The following is a 14328-nucleotide window of genomic DNA, read 5'->3' as shown; positions in this document are numbered from 1 at the left end:
ATCGTGGGGTGTCAGGCCGCTAAGGAAAATCCGATTCTGCCACATGCCATTAATATGACCCTATCCCCCCGCCCCCGACTAGCGTAAAAAAGTGCCCCTCACTCCGTGAAATTAGAGGCCTGTTATGCCTGTCGCCGTGATTGATGGACAACCGCTGCACTATATCGACCAGGGCGCCGGCCCCGTCGTGCTACTGGGTTCGAGTTACCTATGGGCCAGCGACATGTGGGCGCCGCAGATTGAAGCGCTGTCGCAGCAATACCGCGTAATCGTCCCCGAATTATGGGGCCACGGTGAGTCCGGCCCGTTGCCAGCACCCACCCATTCCCTGGATGACCTTGCCCGCCAGGCCCTGGCACTGCTGGATCACCTGGACATCGCAGAGGCCAACCTGGTGGGCCTCTCGGTCGGCGGCATGTGGGGCGCACGCCTGGCGCTGCTGGCTCCCGAGCGCATCAAAAGCGTGGTACTGATGGACACCTACCTCGGGGCCGAACCCGAAGCAACGTGCCAGTACTATTTCTCGCTGTTCAAGATGATCGAAGACGCCGGGGCGATCCCCGAACCGTTGCTGGATGTGATCGCACCGATCTTCTTCCGCCCGGGCATCGACCGCGAATCCGCGCTGTACCAGGATTTTCGCCAGTCACTGCAAAGCTTCCCCAAAGAACGCCTGCTGGACAGCATCGTGCCGCTGGGCCGCCTGATCTTCAGCCGTGAAGACATCCTGGCGCAACTACCGGCCTTGGACTCCGACACCACCCTGGTGATGTGCGGCGAGCAGGACAAACCCCGGCCACCAGCAGAATCCGAGGAAATGGCCGATCTGATCGGTTGCAGCCTTATTCTCATCCCCGAAGCCGGGCATATCTCCAGCCGCGAGAACCCGGATTTCGTCAACGAGGCGCTGCTGACCTTCCTCGCCAACCACGCCTGATCGCCCTGCCCTCAGATCGCAGCGCCTTGGCTGCGATCAAAGGCGGAAATGCCCCACCATGCCCTTGAGTTGCGCGCCCAACTGCGCCAACTGGATGCTCGAGGCGGCATTGTCTTGCATGCTCAACGCCGAATGATCGGCACTCGCCCGAATACTGGTAACGCTGCGGTTGATCTCTTCGGCCACCGAGCTCTGCTCCTCGGCGGCGGCGGCGATCTGTTGGTTCATCTGCTGGATCAATGAAACAGCCGCCGCAATGCTGCCCAGGGCCCCTTCGGTTTCCAGCGCATCACTGACCGCCAGCTTCACGAGCTCGCCGCTCTGCTGGATCTGCTGCACCGAGGACTGCGCCGCACTGCGCAGCGTGCTGACCAGCCGTTCGATTTCTTCGGTCGATTGCTGGGTGCGCTTGGCCAGTGCCCGCACTTCATCGGCCACCACCGCAAAGCCACGCCCTTGCTCACCGGCACGCGCCGCCTCAATCGCAGCGTTCAAGGCCAGCAAGTTGGTCTGTTCGGCCACACTCTGGATCACACTCAAGACGGTACCAATGTTCTGGATTTGCGCGCTGAGGCTTTCGATGCTGGCGCTGGCACTGTTGCTGGATGTGGCCAGCAGCTCAATACGCTGCAGGCTCATGCGCACCACCTGCTGGCCGCTATCAACCTTGGCATCCGCGGTCTGCGCGGCCTGGGCCGCCTGCTCGGCATTGCGTGCCACATCGTGCACCGTAGCGGTCATCTGGTTCATCGCCGTGGCGACCTGTTCGGTTTCGTCCTTCTGGTTGCTGACTTCGGCAGTGGTTTGCTCGGTGACGCTGGACAGCGAATGTGCGGAGCTGGCGAGCTGTTCGATCCCCGTCTGCAACCCACTGACCATCTGGCTCAAGCTGTTGCCCATCTGCTGCATCGCCTGCATCAACTGGCCGATTTCATCACGCCGGCTGACCTCCATACGCCCACTCAGGTCACCCGAGGCGATCTGCTGGGCCACGACGATCACCGCGCGCAACGGCGCAACAATCAAGCGGGTGATCACCCATGCAGCGATCAAGCCCACCAGCAGCGCCAGGGCGGATGAGCCGATGATCAGCAGCGTGCTGTGTTGCAACTGGGTTTGCATGGACTGGTCTTCGGCGGCATACGCCTGGTTGACCCGGCTGACCACTTGCTCGGCGCGGTCATGCAATTGTGTGTAGACCACTTTTTCCTGGGCCAGCAGCCCGGTGTATTCGCCGAGCTTGTCACTGAACGACGCGATATGCCCGGAGACTTCATTGAGCACGGTCTGGTAGCCGGGGTCCTTGACCGTGGTTTTGAGTTTCTCGACTTCAGCCAGGGCCTGGTCGGCTTGCTCGATCTTGCCCTGCCCGGCGTCGTCTGCGTCCGCCCTGCGGCTCTGGTCCAGGCGCACCCGTGCTTCGTTCATGGCCTGCAACATCAGCCGCGACACTTGGCTGACTTGCCCTGCCTGCTCGATAAACTCCGCGCCCTCCTTGCCTTGGCTTTCCTTGAGGCCATAGGCGCCGTCGTCCGCCAGCCCGGCTTGCAGCACATCCAGGTTATTGGCCACGCTGGACACCGACCAACTGGCCATTTCCAAGGCGAGGTCTTTGGTCTGGGTCAACTCGACGAACTCATCGAATGCCTGGCGATAGGCGACCAAGGCTTGCTCAACGTCGCCCATCACCCGCTCGTTGCTGGCGGACCGAGCCTTGAGACGCGTGGCCTGGGCCAGCAGCGCATCGACACTGGCATGCAGGGCGTCAACGGCCTTGGGGTCGGCGTGCAGCGCATAGTCCTGTTCGATCAAGCGCACCTTGAGCAGGTCACTGTTAAGCGTCGACATCGACGTGAGGCCTTCGAAGCGCTGGCCGATGGTCTGCAGGGACCACACACCGATGGCCGCGACCAGGGCCGTCAGCAGCAGTACCAGGGTAAAACCCAAGCCGAGTTTTTTTGCCATACCGAGGTTGGCGAAACGTCGTTGCACGCCCGAAATCATTGCACTTGATCCTCTTGCAATGGCAAATGCCATAGGCCAGGTTTACAAGCAGCGAGATTCGCAACCCCGAGGCACTGAGCACAAGCCGCTGGCGCCGGAATAATGGCAAAAAGCTACACGTGCGTCGTTTTCAGAATGGTCGAGGTCGATCTTGCCGCGCCCATGGCGCGAAACAGCGTCAACGCGCGTTGATCAGCCGCGTAGGCCACATTGATGCGCAGCCATTCGCTGCGCTCACCCGTGGGGCTGAACAACGCCCCCGGCGACAGCAACACACCGAGCCGCTGGGCGCAGGCTTGCAATCGCAAAGGGTCGGCCAAGCCCGGTCGCGCCCACAAGAACATGCCACCCGCGGGTGCGGCAAATACCTGCCACTCTTCATCCTCCAGCACCTGCAACGTCGCGGCCATCTGCGCGTTCAGGCGCTTGCGCAGGCGCTGCACCCACTTACGGTAAGTGCCGTTAGTCAACAACGTCGTCACCATGGCTTCGGCAAAACGTGAAGTGCCGATGCCAGTCAGGGTCTTGAGTTGGGCCAATTGCGAGATGATCGCAGCACTGGCGCACAGGTAACCCACGCGCAGGGCGCTGCTCAGGGTCTTGGAAAAGCTCGACACATAGATCACCCGGTCATCATGGGCCAGCGCCGCCAAGCGTGTGCAACTGGCATGTTGCAGGTCGCCGTAGACGTCCTCTTCGATAATCAGGAAGTCGCGCTCGCGTGCCAGCTCCAACAAGCGCTCCGCCACCGGACGGCTCAAACTGGTCCCTGTGGGGTTGTGATACAGGCTGTTGATGAACAGGCACTTGGGTCGGTGGGTGTGCAGCAGCGCTTCCAATGCCGGGATATCCGGGCCACCACGGGTGCGCGGCACGTGCAGCAGCGTGACCCCCTGAAAGGCCAGTTGGCGATAGAGGTTGCCATACCCTGGGGTCTCGACCACCACCTCATCACCGGGCTTGAGCAGCGTGCGTATCAGCAGGTCCTGGGCATGGCTGGCGCCATGGGTGGTGAGGATACGGTCCAGGCTGGCGGGCACGTGTATCTGGGTCAGGCGCTTGAGCAGTTGTTCGCGCAACGCCGGCAGCCCCAGAGGCGTGCTGTAGTTGAACAGGCCGCCGGTGTCGGTACGGCTCAGTTCACGGATCGCGTAGCTGATGTCATCGCTTTCGCGCCAGGTGTCGGGTAGCCAGCCGCAGCCCAGCTTCAGCTCGCCCAGCGGGCCATCGGTAAAGGCGCCCCAGCCCTGTTCCGCACCTTCATACCAGTGGTTTTCGTGGGCCGTGGTGGGCTGCGCTACCACAAACCCCGAACCCTGCCTGGGGGCCAGCAGCCCCTGGGCCACCAACCGCTCGAATGCCTCGATCACGCTGGCCTGGCTCAGCAGGTTATCAAGGGCCAATTGGCGAATGGACGGCAAGCGTGTGCCAGGGCTCACCCCCTCCTTGCGAATCCATTCTGCCACCGCGCTGACGATCTGCTGAACAACCGGTACCTGGGCTTGTCGATCAATCCCTAAATCCATGAGCCACTCACTTAAACTGTCTGTTAACCCAAAACAGTTAAGCACAGAAGCCTGTTAAAACCGGTCGCCAACTTTTATTAAAGTATTGATTTTATTGAGTTATTTACCTACTGAAACATATTTAGGCACAGCCCACTGCCTGCCATGGAAACGCCCCACAGCGCCTGGATCTGTTTTCGAATGCCGCGCGACCTGCCGTCCTAGATCGCCGTCGCGCCACCGTCCACCGCCAGGGCCTGACCGGTGGTAAACGCTGCGCCATCACTGCACAGGTACAACACGGCGCTGGCGATTTCCTCAACCTTGCCAATGCGTCCAACCGGGTGCATGGCTGCGGCAAACTCAGCCTTGCGCGGGTCAGCCTCATAGGCGCGGCGAAACATGTCGGTATCAATCACGGCCGGGCAGACGGCATTCACGCGGACTTTCTTCTTCGCGTACTCGATGGCCGCTGATTTGGTCAGGCCGATCACCGCATGCTTGGACGCCGCATAGATGCTCATCTTCGGTGCCGCCCCCAACCCCGCCACCGAGGCGGTGTTGACGATGGCCCCGCCGCCCTGGGCCAACAGCAACGGCAGCTGATACTTCATGCACAGCCACACGCCTTTGACGTTGACCCCCATGATGGCATCGAACTCATCGAGACTGCCGTCGGCCAGCTTGCCCTTTTCGATCTCGATCCCGGCGTTGTTGAAGGCGTAGTCCAGGCGCCCATAGGTGGCGACGGTCTGCGCCATCAATTGCTGTACGTCGGTGTCGAGCGTGACGTTGCAGCGCACAAATATCCCTTCGCCACCGGCCTGGTGGATCAGTGCCACAGTGCCCTCGCCTCCCGCCACATCGAGGTCAGCGACCACCACCTTCAAGCCTTCGGCGGCGAATGCCAGCGCGGTGGCACGGCCAATACCAGCGGCGGCGCCGGTCACCAAAGCGACCTGGCCGGAAAACGTCATGCTCATGGGAACTGTCCTGTGGAGTTAGTAGCGGTGGAGCGAGTCTAGCCAACGCCGGGAGCCGCGCGTCAGCACTATCAGAAGGCCGGTTGGCGCTGCATGAATCGCAGTGATAAAGCCGCCCAGCTAATTATCAATGAGGCCTATTGCCGGGCATTCGCCTGCGCCGCACACCCTTGCCCTTCTGCCACTGAGGGTCTATCACTCATGTTCCCTTTCTAAAGAGTCCTTGCCATGACCGCCCAGACCAACCGCCAATTTCTGCTCGCCAAACGCCCGGTCGGTGCCGCCACGCGCGAGACCTTCACTTACCAGGAAGTGCCGGTGGGCGAACCCCAGGACGGCCAGGTGCTGGTGCGCAACGAATACCTGTCCCTCGACCCGGCCATGCGTGGCTGGATGAATGAAGGCAAGTCCTACATTCCACCGGTGGGCATCGGCGAAGTGATGCGCGCCCTGGGCGTCGGCAAGGTACTTGCCTCGAAGCATCCGAACTTCGCGGTGGGGGACTACGTGAACGGTGCACTGGGCGTGCAGGATTACTTCCTCGGCGAGCCCCGTGGCTTCTACAAGGTGGACCCCAAGCTGGCGCCCCTGCCCCGCTACCTGTCGGCCCTGGGCATGACCGGCATGACGGCCTACTTTGCTCTGCTGGAGACCGGCGCACCGAAAGCCGGTGACACCGTGGTGATCTCCGGTGCTGCCGGTGCCGTGGGCAGCATCGCCGGGCAGATCGCCAAGCTCAAGGGCTGTCGCGTGGTGGGGATCGCCGGTGGCGCCGAGAAATGCAAGTTCCTGGTCGATGAGCTGGGCTTCGACGCCGCCATCGACTACAAAAGCGAAGACGTGCCCGCCGCCCTCAAGCGCGAGTGCCCCAAAGGCGTGGACGTGTATTTCGATAACGTCGGCGGCGATATTCTCGACGCGGTGCTCAGCCGCCTGGCACTCAAAGCCCGCGTGGTGATTTGCGGTGCAATCAGCCAGTACAACAACAAGGAAGCGGTCAAAGGCCCGGCCAACTACCTGTCATTGCTGGTCAATCGTGCGCGCATGGAAGGCTTTGTGGTGATGGACCACGCGGCAAACTTTGCGGCGGCGGGTCAGGAAATGGCCGGCTGGATGGCCCAGGGCAAGCTCAAGAGCAAGGAAGATATTGTCGAAGGGTTGGAGACATTCCCGGAAACGCTGATGAAGCTGTTCAACGGCGAGAACTTCGGGAAGTTGGTGCTCAAAGTCAGCTGACACACCACAAAAACAGATGTGGGAGCTGGCTTGCCTGCGATGGCGGTGGGTCAGATTAATTAATCTGACCCACCGCCATCGCGGCATAGGTATCTACACAACTGTGCAGTTCGCCGCAGCCACCGGGTAACCACGATGCGAAGCGAGCCGCTCTTGATCTTGATCTTAGGCGCCCCGTTAAACCACGCTGGCCGGAATTCGACAGGGATTTGGGGGGTAAACCGGCAAGGATGCCGGTTTAGCCGCCCCGCGCCATGGATGGCGCGTGGCGGCGGCCCCCCAAATCACTGGCGGATTACGGGCACACCGAGCCTAGGCGATGTGCCGAGTGGTGGGGCAAGAGCGCTTTGCTTACTTTCGCGCTTTTCGAAAGTGAGCCGCTGTCAGAGCGGAACCCTAGGTGGCCGTTACCTAAATAACGGATATGTACCGGGTCTAACTGCGTTGACTATCAGGCCGTCACGGGAGCAAGCTCCCTCGCCACAGGTCCAGTGTCGTCCCAAAATTGTGTAGATACCTATGGCCATCGCGGGCAAGCCCGCTCCCACAGGGGATCTGTTCCTTGCACTGATTCTGTGGGCAGCCCACATTTTTTGCTCACTCTAAAAATCAGGCGATCTCGGCGACGACCGCTGCCAACGCTTTTGCAGGATCCGCCGCCTGGCTGATCGGACGGCCGATCACCAGGTAATCCGAGCCCGCATCCAGGGCCTGGCGCGGGGTCAGGATACGGCGCTGGTCGTCCTGGGCGCTGCCGGTGGGGCGGATACCCGGTGTCACCAGTTGCAACGACGGGTGAGCGTTCTTCAGGGCCTGGGCTTCCAGGGCCGAGCACACCAGGCCGTCGAGGCCGGCTTTCTGCGCCAGGGCTGCCAGGCGCAACACCTGCACCTGCGGCTCGATATCCAGGCCAATGCCCGCCAGGTCTTCGCGCTCCATGCTGGTGAGCACGGTCACGCCGATCAACAACGGTTTGGGGCCGCTGCGCTGTTCCAGCACTTCGCGGCAGGCGCTCATCATGCGCAGGCCACCGGAGCAGTGCACATTGACCATCCACACGCCCATCTCGGCCGCGGCTTTGACGGCCATCGCCGTGGTGTTGGGGATGTCATGGAATTTCAGGTCAAGGAACACTTCGAAGCCTTTGTCACGCAGGGTGCCGACGATTTCCGCCGCGCAACTGGTGAATAATTCCTTGCCGACCTTGACCCGGCAAAGCTTCGGGTCCAACTGGTCAGCCAGCTTCAGTGCGGCGTCACGGGTGGGGTAATCCAGGGCGACGATGATAGGAGTCTGGCAGACGGACATTGGAATGGGCTCTCAGGCAAGTCGAAATCGGCGCGGATTGTAGCGCAAGCAGCGCCGTTGCGGGATCCGATGATCGGTAAATACCGATCAAGCGCCCAATACCGGCGATTCAAGGCAATTGTTTCAACCCCGATACATTCACGACACGCCCCCAATACGCCGCCCGGCTAGCCTCGCGCACATGACCGCCCGCCCAGCACTTCCAGCCCTGGAACTGGGCGCCTATGCTGACAGCCACAACCAGGCAGATGACCTCGCTATGCATACCCCTTGCGACCCTGTAAACGAAGCGCCAAAAGACGCGGTGATCGCCGAAGACAAGCGCTGGAACACCCGCGCACTGATTGTCGACGACGACGTGCCGATCCGCGAACTGCTGATCGACTACCTGGCACGCTTCAATATTCTCGCCTCGGGTGTCACCGACGGCACCGCCATGCGCCAGGCCATGCAAGCGGAGACCTTCGATGTGGTGGTGCTCGACTTGATGTTGCCGGGCGAAGACGGGCTGACCTTATGCCGCTGGCTGCGCGCCGAGTCGGACATTCCGATCCTGATGCTTACTGCCCGTTGCGAACCTACCGATCGCATCATCGGCCTGGAACTGGGCGCTGATGACTATATGTCCAAGCCGTTCGAACCCCGAGAACTGGTCGCGCGTATCCAGACCATCCTGCGCCGGGTGCGTGATGACCGCACCGAACAGCGGGCCAATATCCGTTTCGACACCTGGCGCCTGAACAGCGTCCTGCGCCAGCTGGTGGCCGATGATGGCCTGGTGGTGCCGTTGTCCAACGCCGAGTTTCGTTTGTTGTGGGTGTTTATCGAACGCCCGCGCCGCGTACTGAGCCGCGAACAGCTGCTGGACGCGGCCCGTGGGCGCTCCATCGAGGCTTTTGATCGCAGCATCGACTTGCTGGTGTCGCGCCTGCGCCAGAAGCTGGGGGATGACCCCAAGGCTCCGCAATTGATCAAGACCGTACGCGGCGAAGGCTACCTGTTCGACGCCCGGGATATCGGTTGATGCGCGCCCCCTTCAATACGCTGTTCGGGCGACTGTTCGGCCTGTTGTTGGTGGCGATTGTGCTGGCCCACGTGCTGGCATTCTTCTGGTTCCACCACTACGGCCCGCCGCCACCGCCCCGCGCGGCGTTCGTCGAACAACCGGACGGCAGCCTCACGCCTTTGCGCAAAGCGCCTCGCCCCTGGTTTGGCGGCCCGGTGGTGCCCCTGACGTTTCAATTTATCTCGCTGATCATCGCCGCCTGGTACGGCGCCAAACTGCTGAGCCGGCCGATCCAGCGCCTGAGCGCGGCGGCCGAGCGCTTGAGCGTCGACCTCGACAGCCCGCCCTTGGTGGAATCCGGCCCTCGCGAAGCACGCCAGGCGGCCTCCACCTTCAACCTGATGCAAAAGCGCATCCGCGAACAAGTCAGCCAGCGCGCCCGCATGCTCGGCGCGGTCTCCCACGACCTGCGCACCCCGCTCTCGCGCCTCAAGCTGCGCCTGGAACAGATCGAAGACCCCAAGCTGCAAGGCCAGATGCGCCAGGACCTGGACGACATGATCGGCATGCTCGATGCCACCTTGAGCTACCTGCACGAACAGCGCACCAGCGAGACACGGCATTGGCTCGATGTGCAGGCATTGGTGGAGTCTTTAAGTGAAAACGCCCAGGACCAAGGCCGCGACGTGCAATTTTCCGGCACCTGTACGCCATTGCAGGTGCAGCCGATGGCCCTGCGTTCCTGCCTGAACAATTTGATCGACAACGCCCTGCGCTATGCCGGCACCGCCCGGGTAGAACTGGCCGACAGCCGTGGCGCCCTGGTGATCCGGGTGATCGACCACGGCCCGGGGATCGCCGCCGATAAGCGCGAAGCGGTGTTCGAGCCGTTCTTTCGCCTGGAAGGGTCGCGCAACCGCAATTCCGGAGGGGTCGGTTTGGGGATGACCATTGCCCGAGAGGCCGTCGAGCGACTCGGCGGCCACCTGAGCCTGGAGGACACACCGGGCGGTGGGTTGACGGCGGTGATGTGGTTGCCGAGGGTTTAAGCACTCCCATTACCTGACGCGCCGCGATCCAAATGTGGGAGCTGGCTTGCCTGTGATTGCGCAGTGTCAGTCGATGAAGTGTTGGCTGGCCCACCGCTATCGCAGCATAGGTATCTACACAACCTTGAAGGTTGTTGCAGCCAACGGTAACCACGATGCGAAGCGAGCCGCTCTTGATCTTGCTCTTGATCTGCTTTTGATCTTAGGCGCCCCGTCAAACCACGCTGGCCGGAATTCGACAGGGATTTGGGGGTAAACCGGCAGGGATGCCGGTTTAGCCGCCCCGCGCCATGGATGGCGCGTGGCGGCGGCCCCCCAAATCACTGGCGGATTACGGGCACACCGAGCCTAAGCGAGGTGCCGAGTGGTGGGGCAAGAGCGTTTTGCTTACTTTTGCGCTTTTCAAAAGTGAGCCGCCGTCAGGGCGGAACCCTAAGTGGCCGTTACCTAAATAACGGATATGTACGCGGTCAAATCCAACATCCCGGTCGGCTGTCAGGCCGTCTTCGCAGGCAAGCCAGCTCCCACAGGTGCAGCGTCGCATGACAGTTATGTAGTCACCGATCAGTTACACGGCTTGTCTTCACGGCGCACCTGCGCCTGGCTCGCGCTCCAGTCTGTCAGCAGGCTGTAAGCCACCGCCAACAACGTCGGGCCGATAAACAGGCCGATAAAGCCGAACGCTATCAACCCGCCAAACACGCCCAACAACACAATCACCAACGGCAGGTTGCCGCCACGGCTGATCAGGTACGGCTTGAGCACGTTATCCACGCCGCTGATCACGAACGTGCCCCACACGCCCAGGAACACCGCGTAGGTGTAGTCGCCCTTCCACGCCAGCCACGCCGTGGCCGGGATCCACACCAGCGGCGGGCCCATGGGAATCAGGCTGAGCAAGAAGGTCACGATACCCAGCACCAACGCGCCCGGTACGCCAGCGATCAGAAAGCCGATCAGCGCCAGCAGCGCCTGGGCCGCAGCGGTGCCGATCACACCATTGACCACCCGCTGCACCGTACCGGCCACCAGTTCGATGTAATAGCCCGCGCGCTCGCCAATCAGACGCTCCAACAGGCGGTGCACAAACATCGCCAGGCGCGGCCCGTCACGGTAGAAAAAGAACACGAAGACCAGGCTCAGGGTCAGCTCAAGAATGCCGCCGCCGATTTGCGCACTGCGCGCCAACAACCAATTGCCGACCTGGCCCAGGTACGGCTTGATGCTCACCATCAGCGCCGCGCCTTGTTGATCAATACTGTCCCATGTCGCCACCAGGCGCTCGCCTACGAAGGGGATCGACCCCAACCAGGTCGGCGCCTCGGGCAAGCCGTCGACCTGGATGTCCTTGATCAGCGCCACTGCATCACGCACATGGTCCGCCAGGTTGAACCCCAGCCATACCAATGGCACTGCCACCAGCAACATCCAGCCCAACGTCAGGATGCCAGCCGCCAGGGATTCCCGACCGCCGAGCCAGCGGGTGAGCAAACGCATCAGCGGCCAACTGGCAAAGGCCAGCACCGCGCCCCAGAACAGCGCCGACCAGAACGGCGCCATGACCCAGAAGCTGGCACCAAACAGCACCAGCAGCAGGATTTGCACCAGCAGGCGATCGTTATTGAGCATCGGGTATCTCGAGAAGAAGGCTGTAGAAAGAGAGCTTAGGCGAACGGCGCGGGTCCGTTCGCCCTGTGGTGCTTAGCGTATCAGATGCAGATGCAGTCCTTGGGTTTCACCGCTGCCGGTTTCCAGACGGGCGGTGCGCACGCCCTTCTCTACCAGTGCCTGGCGCCAGGCCTCAGCCTTCGGCCCGCTCAGGCTGACGCGCAGGGTGGTGTCGAGGTTCAAGGCTCGGGATATCAAGGTCAGCCAGGTGTCATCCGGTTCGGCGCCCAGCGCGGGGAAATCCAGCTCGCCGGTGCTTTTGAGTTCACGCAGCAGGGTGGCCGAGGTGGGCAGCAGGTCGCCCAAGGGCGCGCTGGCGTCGAGTTGCTCCACATGCAGGTAGGCGCGGCGGTTACCACGGGTGATGCCGTACAGCGCGACCAGGGAATTGTCCTGCGGGGCGGCCAGGCGTAGCAGCAGGTATTCCTGTTGGCCGTCGGCGCCCACCAGCTTGGCGTTGCCGAACACTTCGTTGGCCCACAGGCTGCTTTCGCCACAATCGCGGGCCTTGCACCAGAACAACAACTGCGCACCCTTGGCCTGCAAGGCTTCGCGCGTTGCGGTAAAGGCAGCGCTGGAGCTGTGTTCGGCGGGCAGTTCATAGGTGATTGCAGTGGCCGGGCCGCGTGCGATGGCCTGGCCTTCGTAACGCAACTGGCCGCTGATCTTGCGAATCGCGCCCATGGGGTAGATGCGTTCCTTGTCTTCAGCGGGGCGGTAATCGACGATTTGCGCATCCACCTGGCGGGCTACCGCCGGCAGATCCTGGCTGCCCGGCAGGTCGGCGGCAAATACCAGGGGGCTGAAACAGCAAAGGCCAAGGGCACGGATACTTCCTTTACCCAGGCTCATCGGATCAGTGAGCCCTGGCCAATGTTGGTCACAGCGATATTGAGTGTGTTCATGGTTGACTCCCTTTCAATCCGCCCAGCCTCGGCAGTTGACCCCGCCAAGTCAAGGCGTGGAGAAGAACCGATTGAAACAGTCTGCAACAAGAGCCGCGCCGGGCTCGTCATTCAGGTGTAAATGATGGCCGCCTGGCAGCGTGGTAACCGTGAAGGGTAGCTGAGAAAGCAATTCGGGATGTTTCGCCAGCATGCCGTCAGCCGCGACCACCAACTGCGTAGGGCACCCTACCCGTCGCACGAAAGCCATGGCTTGTTCTTCGGTCAGGCGCATCGGTGACGCCAGGGTCAGGCGGCTGTCGCTGCGCCAGGTGTAACCGCCCGGTACCGGCATCAAACCGCGCTGGGCCAGGAGCTGCGCCGCTTCACGGCTGACCGCCACCACGCCTTTCATCCGCGCCTCAACCGCTCGATCAAGGCTGTTGTAGACCGGCTTGCGCTTATCTTGCAGGCTCAATTGCGCCTGCAAGGCCATGCCCAGGCGCTCGGCCGCGTTCTCGCCGCTGGCGGTCGGTGGGATCACGCCGTCGATCAGGCCCAAGTGCGTCACCCGCTCCGGCAAGGCTCCGGCTAATACCAGAGAGACGATGGCGCCCAGGGAGTGGCCAAGTAATGCAAAACGTTTCCAGCCCAGTTGCTCGGCCACCTGCAGCACGTCGTAGACGTAATCCCACAAGGCATAACCGGCGCCGGCCGGGCGGTGCGCCGAATGCCCATGCCCTGCCATGTCCAGGGCAACGATGCGCAAACCGTGCAACTTGGGCGCAAGGCGCGCAAAGCTGTTGGCGTTGTCCAGCCAGCCATGCAGGGCAATCACCGGCAGGCCGTCCTCAGGCCCGAACAGATGCGCGGCCAGTTCGATATGCGGCAGGCTCAGGCGAACCTCTTCGACAGGCGTGCTCATGCGCAATTTCGCTCACGGGCCTGCCAGCGAGCGAACAGCGTCTTGATCAAGGCAGCAGTGTCCTGAGGGCGTTCGAGCGGGAACATATGGCCGCCGGGCATGGTGAGCATTTCGCCCATGGGCAGGCGGTCGACGCCACTGGCATGGTGACGCATCACCACCCGGCTCTGGCGACCACGCACCACGGCCAGCGGCACCTTCAACTGGCGCACCTGGCCCGGGCTGGTGTGCGGCACGCCGCGATAGATGCTGATTTCGGTGGCCGGGTCGAACCGCAGGCGCAGGCGGTCGCCCACTTGCTGCAGGCCATGTTGCAGGTACGCGTCAAAGCAATCGGGGTCGAAGCCACGGAACAGGGTCTTGCCGGCGAAGTAGCTGCGCGCGGTGTCCAGGTCGGTGAATTCTTCGCGCCGGCCAAGGGTGCGCCCGGCTGGGGTGAGGCGGTCGATAAAGCCAAAGCGCTTGGCAGCGCGGATCACCCAGCGGTCTGCGCGGGTGAGCACCGGTGAATCCAGCATCACCACGCCCCGGTACAGGTGCGGGCAGCGCATGGCCGCGTGCAAATGCAGCACGCCGCCCAGGGAGTGGCCCACGCCCCACACTGGCTCTGGCTGCTGCTCCAGATGGTGGATGAGTTCGTCCACCAGGTTCTGCCAGTTATCATCCACCGGGAACCTGGGGTCGTGACCGTGCTGCGGCAGATGTGCCACTGCATATTCCGGGGCCAAGGCGGCAAACAGTTTGCCGTAGGTGGCCGAAGGGAAGCCATTGGCGTGGGTAAAAAACACGTGCTGCGACATACAGTTTCCATCAACCAAAACAG

Annotated in this window: 12 protein-coding genes and 1 pseudogene; 4 read left to right on the top strand and 9 right to left on the bottom strand. The window is 62.2% G+C overall.

The window, feature by feature from the left end:
* The first annotated feature begins 124 nt into the window (after nt 1–124).
* Nucleotides 125–937 carry an alpha/beta fold hydrolase gene (locus ACWHXD_RS10205; protein WP_138763456.1) on the top strand — a complete coding sequence of 271 codons (813 nt, stop codon included), beginning with the start codon at nt 125–127 and terminating at the stop codon, nt 935–937.
* Nucleotides 938–973: 36 nt separating this feature from the next.
* Here ACWHXD_RS10205 and ACWHXD_RS10200 read toward each other — a convergent pair whose 3' ends face one another.
* The 4 genes and pseudogenes from ACWHXD_RS10200 to ACWHXD_RS10185 all read right to left on the bottom strand — a co-directional run bounded on the left by ACWHXD_RS10200 (nt 974) and on the right by ACWHXD_RS10185 (nt 5429).
* Nucleotides 974–1816, bottom strand: coding sequence for a methyl-accepting chemotaxis protein (locus tag ACWHXD_RS10200; protein WP_423814708.1), 843 nt, complete (start codon nt 1814–1816; stop codon nt 974–976).
* 15 nt (nt 1817–1831) lie between these two features.
* A pseudogene (locus tag ACWHXD_RS10195) lies at nt 1832–2059 on the bottom strand (HAMP domain-containing protein); the annotation flags it as partial.
* A 995-nt stretch (nt 2060–3054) separates the two neighbouring features.
* Complete coding sequence (locus ACWHXD_RS10190) at nt 3055–4467, bottom strand: aminotransferase-like domain-containing protein (RefSeq protein ID WP_138763458.1); 1413 nt, start codon at nt 4465–4467, stop codon at nt 3055–3057.
* Nucleotides 4468–4667: 200 nt separating this feature from the next.
* A complete protein-coding gene (locus ACWHXD_RS10185; RefSeq protein WP_138763459.1) occupies nt 4668–5429 on the bottom strand; it encodes an SDR family oxidoreductase in 762 nt (253 codons plus the stop codon).
* A 228-nt stretch (nt 5430–5657) separates the two neighbouring features.
* Here ACWHXD_RS10185 and ACWHXD_RS10180 point away from each other — a divergent pair, with 228 nt between their 5' ends.
* Nucleotides 5658–6665, top strand: coding sequence for an NADP-dependent oxidoreductase (locus ACWHXD_RS10180; RefSeq protein ID WP_032892611.1), 1008 nt, complete (start codon nt 5658–5660; stop codon nt 6663–6665).
* Nucleotides 6666–7274: 609 nt separating this feature from the next.
* Here the strand turns inward: ACWHXD_RS10180 and pyrF are convergent.
* The gene (gene pyrF / locus ACWHXD_RS10175; RefSeq protein ID WP_003190068.1) at nt 7275–7973 is read right to left on the bottom strand and encodes an orotidine-5'-phosphate decarboxylase; all 699 of its coding nucleotides are present in this window, start codon (nt 7971–7973) and stop codon (nt 7275–7277) included.
* 259 nt (nt 7974–8232) lie between these two features.
* Between pyrF and ACWHXD_RS10170 the strand changes: the two genes are divergently transcribed.
* Together ACWHXD_RS10170 and ACWHXD_RS10165 are read left to right on the top strand one after the other, a co-directional pair.
* Nucleotides 8233–8997, top strand: coding sequence for a response regulator (locus tag ACWHXD_RS10170; RefSeq protein WP_014717756.1), 765 nt, complete (start codon nt 8233–8235; stop codon nt 8995–8997).
* Nucleotides 8997–10028, top strand: coding sequence for a sensor histidine kinase (locus ACWHXD_RS10165; protein WP_044273032.1), 1032 nt, complete (start codon nt 8997–8999; stop codon nt 10026–10028). Before ACWHXD_RS10170 ends, ACWHXD_RS10165 begins: the two co-directional genes overlap by 1 nt.
* Before the next feature lie 564 nt (nt 10029–10592).
* Here ACWHXD_RS10165 and ACWHXD_RS10160 read toward each other — a convergent pair.
* From ACWHXD_RS10160 to ACWHXD_RS10145, 4 genes are all read right to left on the bottom strand, one after another.
* Complete coding sequence (locus tag ACWHXD_RS10160; protein WP_003190063.1) at nt 10593–11657, bottom strand: AI-2E family transporter; 1065 nt, start codon at nt 11655–11657, stop codon at nt 10593–10595.
* A gap of 72 nt (nt 11658–11729) precedes the next feature.
* On the bottom strand, nt 11730–12548 hold the full coding sequence (locus tag ACWHXD_RS10155; RefSeq protein WP_098952220.1) for a DUF4892 domain-containing protein: 819 nt from the start codon (nt 12546–12548) through the stop codon (nt 11730–11732).
* Between the two features lie 102 nt (nt 12549–12650).
* Nucleotides 12651–13505: an alpha/beta hydrolase gene (locus ACWHXD_RS10150; RefSeq protein WP_098952222.1), complete on the bottom strand. Its 855-nt coding sequence runs from the start codon at nt 13503–13505 to the stop codon at nt 12651–12653.
* The gene (locus ACWHXD_RS10145) at nt 13502–14305 is read right to left on the bottom strand and encodes an alpha/beta fold hydrolase (protein WP_056788499.1); all 804 of its coding nucleotides are present in this window, start codon (nt 14303–14305) and stop codon (nt 13502–13504) included. The genes ACWHXD_RS10150 and ACWHXD_RS10145 overlap by 4 nt, the downstream gene beginning before the upstream one ends.
* Between the last annotated feature and the right edge of the window lie 23 nt (nt 14306–14328).

The organism is Pseudomonas fjordensis (assembly GCF_976987115.1).
This window is presented reverse-complemented; position numbering and strand designations above follow the sequence as displayed.